Source organism: Streptomyces durbertensis (assembly GCF_014156695.1).
Lineage (GTDB): Bacteria > Actinomycetota > Actinomycetes > Streptomycetales > Streptomycetaceae > Streptomyces > Streptomyces durbertensis.
Genome location: NZ_WMLF01000314.1, coordinates 1 through 6,401, shown reverse-complemented (window position 1 = coordinate 6,401; position 6,401 = coordinate 1). Strand labels below are relative to the sequence as shown.

Annotated in this window: 4 protein-coding genes; 2 read left to right on the top strand and 2 right to left on the bottom strand. The window is 72.1% G+C overall.

Features of this window, described 5'->3' with window-relative positions; genetic code table 11:
* The coding region (locus GL263_RS18955; RefSeq protein ID WP_182856921.1) for a hypothetical protein at positions 1 to 202 on the bottom strand (202 nt) is incomplete at its 3' end.
* A 154-nt stretch (positions 203 to 356) separates the two neighbouring features.
* Here GL263_RS18955 and GL263_RS18950 point away from each other — a divergent pair.
* Together GL263_RS18950 and GL263_RS18945 are read left to right on the top strand one after the other, a co-directional pair.
* Entirely contained in the window at positions 357 to 3,404 is a 3,048-nt protein-coding gene (locus tag GL263_RS18950) for a DNRLRE domain-containing protein (RefSeq protein WP_228456643.1), read from the top strand.
* A 213-nt stretch (positions 3,405 to 3,617) separates the two neighbouring features.
* Entirely contained in the window at positions 3,618 to 5,300 is a 1,683-nt protein-coding gene (locus GL263_RS18945; RefSeq protein WP_182856920.1) for an alkaline phosphatase D family protein, read from the top strand.
* A gap of 97 nt (positions 5,301 to 5,397) precedes the next feature.
* Here the strand turns inward: GL263_RS18945 and GL263_RS18940 are convergent.
* A partial coding sequence (locus GL263_RS18940) for a CopD family protein (RefSeq protein ID WP_228456642.1) occupies positions 5,398 to 6,401 on the bottom strand: 1,004 nt, incomplete at its 5' end.

The following is a 6,401-nucleotide window of genomic DNA, read 5'->3' as shown; positions in this document are numbered from 1 at the left end:
GCTTGTGCTCCTGCCCCGAGACGGAGCGTTCGCGCTCGACCTCCGGCAGCTCCCGGCTCGCCGCCGCGGCGATGTCCGCCTGCGGCAGCAGCGTGACGAGCATGGCGAGGAAGGCGACCAGTGTCACCGAACGCCGCCAGTGCCAGAGGTACTTCAGATGCCAGAGAAGCTGCTGCACGGTCTCCCCGCCCCCAAAGATCATGTAAGCGAGCGCATACTAAGAGCTGTTGTTCGGTAAAGCAAACCTCTTGATCGCCTGATGGCCGAGCAAAGCCAGGTAAAGATCACGTCCTTGCGACACCTGTACTCTTCGCGCCAACTGCTGGACATATGAAGGGACCAGAGGTACTACCGACATGCCCGACATACGATTCAGACGGCCCGTCAGAGGCCGGCCACCGGGCGGCAGGGTCATGGCCGCCGTGCTCGCCGCCGCCACGATGAGCGTGTTCGCACCCGCGGCCTCCCACGCGAAACCCCAGGCCGGCGAGGCATCAGGCGGCGCGCCGACCGCGGAGGAACGCGCGCTGGAGGCCGCCGCCCAGAGCGGCGAGGCCGTCGAGGTGCGCGAGTTGCGCAGCGAGACGTCGGAGGTGCACGCCACGCCGGACGGCACACTTCGACTCACCCAGCACGCCCAGCCGGTCCGGATCCGCAAGAACGGCCGCTGGACGCCGGTGGACACCACACTCACCCAGGTCAGCGGCCGCATAGCGGCCAAGGCGGCGGCCGGCGACGTGACCTTCTCCCCCGGTGGCACCGCTCCGCTGGTCACGTTCAAGGAGAACGGCCGAGAGCTTTCGCTCAGTTGGCCGAAACCACTCCCTCGCCCGGTACTTCAGGGCAACGTGGCGCGCTACCCGAACGTGCTACCGGACGTCGACCTGGCGGTCGCCGCGGACGTCGACGGCTTCTCCCAGGTACTGATCGTCAAGACCGCGGAGGCCGCGCGCCACCCGCAGCTGTCGAAGATCGACTTCGGTCTGCGCACCGAGGGACTGACTCTCCGTGCCGACTCCGACTCGGGTTCGCTCACCGCGGCCGACCCGTCCGGCAGGACGCTGTTCACCACCTCGACGGCCCGGATGTGGGACTCCTCGCGTCCCGCCGACACCACTCCGAAGAGCCCCGCGGCACGTACCAGTCCGTCGCTGGCCTCCCGAACGGCCGCGTCCACAGGGCCGGAGGCGACCGCCGGCGACCTGGAGGCCGGTTCCCGCGGCGCTCCGGTACAGGTCGAGGTGTCCCGGGACGCACTGGCTCTCAGTCCCGACCGCAAGCTGCTCACGGACGAGAAGACGACCTTCCCGGTCTTCATCGACCCCCGTTTCAGTGGATCCCGCGAGGCGTGGACCACGGCCTACAAGCCCTACCCGAACAACTCGTACTGGAACGGCACCGGTTGGGGCAGCAGCGCCAAGGACGCCCGGGTAGGCTACGAGTCGGCCAGCGGCGGAACCGCCCGTTCCTTCTTCCGGATGAACGCCAAGGGGCTGGCCGGCGTGCAGGTGTTGGACGCGCAGTTCAACATCAAGCTCACCCACTCCTGGTCGTGCAGCGCGCGGCCGGTCGAGTTGTGGCTGACCGGTGGGATCAGCTCGGCGACGACATGGAACAAGCAGCCCTCCTGGTCGACCAAGCTGGACACCCTCAACGTGGCGGGCGGGAACGAGTCCGTCGGCTGCGCCGACCGGGGTGTGGACTTCAAGGCCACCGAGGCCGCGCGGCGCGCCGCCGCGAACAAGTGGAGCAACGTCACGTTCGGTCTGCGGGCCAGCAACGAGAGCGACACCTTCGGCTGGAAGCGCTTCGCACCCAACCCCACGCTCATCGTGGAGTACAACCGGACGCCCAAGGACCCGTGGAACCTGGACACCGTGCCCAGCACCCACAACGGGACCGACTGCGGCTACAGCTCCCAGGTGTGGGTGGGCAACACGGACGTCAAGCTGAGCGCGTACGTCTCCGACCCGGACGGCGGCAACGTCCGCGTCCAGTTCCACCTGTGGGCGACCGGCAAGCGCTACGACCCGCCGGGTCTGCTCTTCGACAAGTCCGTGACCGTGTCCTCGAAGTCGACCGGTACCTACGCCCAGATCACCGTGCCGAAGTCGCTGCTCCAGCAGCACCTGGCCGCCTCGGGCGGCCGGTACTCCTGGAAGGCGCGGGCGCACGACGCCCACTCCGCCTCCGACTGGACCCCCACGCTGGGCGCCCCCGGCTGCCAGTTCGGCTTCGACCCGAACCGGCCCAGCAAGCCCCCGACGGTGACCTCCGCCCAGTACCCGGACGGGTCGGACGGCACCACGGGCGCCCCCGCCCGCACCCCCGGCACCTTCACGATCGGTAGCGGCGGCATCTCGGACGTCGTCGAGTACCGCTACGAACTCGACCGCTACCCGCCGACCCGCAAGGCGGTGCCGAGCAGCCCGGGCGGCTCGGTGCAGGTGTCACTGACACCCACCAGCGCCGGTCCGCACACCCTGTACGTGCAGTCGGTGGACCGGGCGGGCAACGTCTCCGACACCCAGCGGTACACGTTCCTGGCCGAGTCGATCGGGATCCGGGACAAACCCGGTGACCTCAACGGCGACGGCACCCCCGACTTCTACTCCGTCGACTCGGGCGGTGAACTGCGCCTGCACCGAGGGGAGTCGGCCGGCGGTGTGGCGCCGCCGGTGAAGGTCGGACCGGGCTGGACGGGATCGCTGATCACCCAGCGCGGCGACTGGACCGGCAGCGGCTACTCCGACCTGGTCGCCCGACGGCCGGACGGCAAGCTGTGGCTCTACCCCAACGACGGCCTCGGCATGGTCGAGGAGACCGACCGGCGTGAGGTGCTGCAGTTCGTGGACGAGGACGGCGACGCCTACTTCGACCCGGCCGCCATCCGGGACCTGGTCGCGGTCGGTGACCTGGGCGCCCGCACGGAGAGCGCGGTGGTGGACCTGCTCGCGGTCATCGGCGACCAGTTGTGGTTCCTGCCCGGCTACGCCGACGGGTACGTGGACGAGCCGGTCCTGATCGGGGACAGCGGTTGGCGGGACCGGACGCTGGTCTCCCCCGGTGATCTCGACGGTGACGGCGCCACCGACCTGCTGGTGCGCGAGCCGGGCGGCGACCTGTGGCTGTACCGGGGGCAGGCCGACCCGGACAACGCCGGCGCCACCCTGCCCGCGTCGCTGGCCGACCCGGCCAACCGCGTGCGGTACGCGACCGGTTGGACGCCGGCGGCCCGGCCGCTGGTCACGGCGCCCGGTGACAACACCGGTGACGGGATCACCGACCTGTGGGTGACCGACGCGAACGGGCGCCTGCTGCACGTGCCCGGGACCGCCTCGGCGGCGGGCACGCCGGTGGAGGTGGAGTCCTCCGGCTGGCAGGGCGTCCGGGCCGTGTCGTAGCCCGAGGGCACGTCAAGGGCATCCGGTGGCCGTGCCGTCGCGAAGGGGCGGCGGCACGGCCACCGGTCGTTGCGTGCTCAACTACCTGACGGATACAGGAGGTTGACAAGGCGGGGCCTGCTCACGAACGTGCGCGGGCCCGGGGGTGAAGTGTGGGGAAGCACGCATCGGGATGAGTTCCCGGGCGTCAAGATCGTCTTTATGCTGGCGCGCATGACGCCACCTCCCACACACCAGGTTGACGCCACCCCACCCCTCAGATCCACCCCGCGCCGGCGGGCGGTGATAGCCGCCGCCGGCGGTGCCGCCCTGGTGCCGCTGGTCGCCTCGGCCGCCACCGCGAGCCGCGCGTCCGCCTCCACCACCGAAGCGCCGGCGTTCCTGCACGGCGTCGCCTCCGGCGACCCGTTGCCGGACGGCGTGCTGCTGTGGACGCGGGTCACGCCGGAGCCCGGCGCGACGCCCGGCTCCGGGCGCGGCGGACGCGTCGAGGTCCGCTGGGAGGTCTCCCTCCAGCGGAACTTCGGCACGCTTGCCGCCCACGGCCGGGTCACCACCGACGCCGCGAGCGACCACACCGTGAAGGCGGACGTGCGCGGCCTGACGCCCGGCACCGAGTACCACTACCGCTTCACCGTCGACGGCGTGACCTCGCCGGTCGGCCGCACCCGCACCACGCCCGCCGACGCCACGAGCCCCGACCGGCTGCGCCTGGGCGTCGTCTCCTGCTCCAACTGGGAGGCCGGCCACTTCGCCGCCTACCGCCATCTGGCCGACCGCACCGACCTGGACGCGGTGCTCCACCTCGGCGACTACCTCTACGAGTACGGGGCCGGCGAGTACGGCACGCGCGGCCGGAGCGTGCGCCGCCACGAGCCGGCGCACGAGATGGTCTCCCTCGCCGACTACCGCACCCGGCACGGCCAGTACAAGACCGACCCGCACCTGAGGGCGATGCACGCCGCCCACCCGGTGATCGCCGTCTGGGACGACCACGAGCTGGCCAACGACGCCTGGTCGGGCGGCGCGGAGAACCACCAGCCGGAGACCGAGGGCCACTGGGCGGACCGGGTCGCCGCGGCCAAGAAGGCGTACTTCGAGTGGATGCCGGTCCGGACCTCGGTCGCCGGCACCACCTACCGCGGGCTGCGGTTCGGCGCGCTGGCCGACCTGCACCTGCTCGACCTGCGATCCTTCCGCGACCAGCAGGCCAAGCCCGGCAGCGGCGAGGTCGACTCGCCGAACCGGACCATGACCGGCCGCGCGCAGCTCGACTGGCTCAAGTCGGGTCTGGCGGCTCCCGGGGCGCACTGGCGGCTCGTGGGCACCTCGGTGATGATCTCGCCGATGGCGTTCGGATCTCTCCCGGCCTACCTGCTGCGGCCGCTGGCCAAGCTGCTCGGGGTGCCGGCCGGCGGTCTCGCCGTCAACACCGACCAGTGGGACGGCTACGCCCACGACCGCGCCGAGTTGCTGGACCACCTGCGCCGCAACGGGGTCTCCAACACCGTCTTCCTCGCCGGCGACCTGCACATGAACTGGGCGAACGAGGTGCCGGTGAACGCGGCCACCTACCCGCTGTCGAAGAGCGTCGCGACCGAGTTTGTCGTGACCTCGGTGACCTCCGACAACCTCGACGACTATCTGAGGGTCAAGGAGGGCACCATCACGCCGGTGGTGTCGCCGCCGCTGCGGGCAGCGAACCGGCACGCCAAGTGGGTCGACGTCGACCGGCACGGCTACGGCGTGCTGCACCTGGACCGGGAGAAGGCGCAGATGGACTTCTTCGCGGTCTCCGACAAGACGGACGCCGCCGCCACCTCCCGTCATCTGCGGTCCTACCGCACGGCCAGCGGCAGCAACCGGCTGGAGCGGGTGAGCGAGCCGCAGCGCTGATCGTCGCCGCGGTCCCGGCCGGCCGCCCACGCGCCCCGGCCGGGACAGCAGTGCGGAAAGCCGTGCGGAAAGCCGTGGGGACAGCCGGCCGCCGAGGTCAGAACCAGTCCCACCAGAAGGCGGGTTGGTAGAAGACCGGTACCGGCACCGCCGTCAGCAGCGCGGAGAGCGCGACGGCCAGGACGAGGACCAGCAGTTCGGCGCGGGCCGGCGCGAGGACGGCCGGGTTGCGCGGGCTGAGCCGCAGCCGCCGCCGGGCGGTGAACGCGAGCGCCACGGCCACGGCGACCAGCAGCAGCTTGGCGACCAGCACCCGCCCGTAGGCGGTTCCCAGGACGTTCTCCAGCGGCAGGCGGCGCGCGGTGCTCACCAGGCCGGTCGCCGTGATCAGCGCGAAGAGCAGCAGCGCGAGGCGCGAGTACCGGCCGAGCAGCGCGGCGGCGGCCGCCGGCCGGTCGTGCCAGCGGCGCGCGGTGCGCAGCACGTGCAGCAGCCCGCCGGTCCACAGCGCGGCGCAGGTCAGGTGCACCAGCGTCAGCGCGCTGCCGAACAGCGGGCTGTGCACCTCCGGGTGGGCGCGCAGCGCCTCCGCCACGATCACCGCGCCGAGCGGCAGCGCGGCGAGCGCCCGGTGCCGGGTGGCCGCGAGGAGGCCGGCGAGCAGGAAGGCGTTGACCTCGACGAGCGCGAGGGTGCCGTCACGGGTGCCGTACAGGCCGCCCAGGTCCATGTCGGCGAGGCGCGAGGGCAGCATGTTGCCGGTCGAGACGATCAGCGCGAGGCCGAACGCGGAGAGGAAGCCGACGGCGGCCGCCAGGGGCGCCCAGCTGCTCGGCGACGGCAGGGCGGATCCGTCCGCGGTGGCCGCCGGCAGGCGGTGGGCGAGGGCCTGGACGAGGAGTTCGCCGGCGTGGACGCTGAGGGCGAGGAACAGCAGGGTGCGCAGCCAGGTGACCGGTCCGGCGCCGGGGCCGGTGCCCTCTCCGGTGCCGTCGAGCGCCAGGTCCGGGCCGAGCAGCGGTACCGCGAGCCCGGCGAGCAGCAGCACCGCCGCCGCGACCACCCGCCACAGCGCCGCCCGGGGTCCGGAAGGCGGGTGGG

Bases quoted from the DNA above. Each gene is read 5' to 3' on its own strand.
- GL263_RS18945 (WP_182856920.1), top strand. From the start codon at position 3,618: ATGACGCCACCTCCCACACACCAGGTTGACGCCACCCCACCCCTCAGA.
- GL263_RS18950 (WP_228456643.1), top strand. From the start codon at position 357: ATGCCCGACATACGATTCAGACGGCCCGTCAGAGGCCGGCCACCGGGC.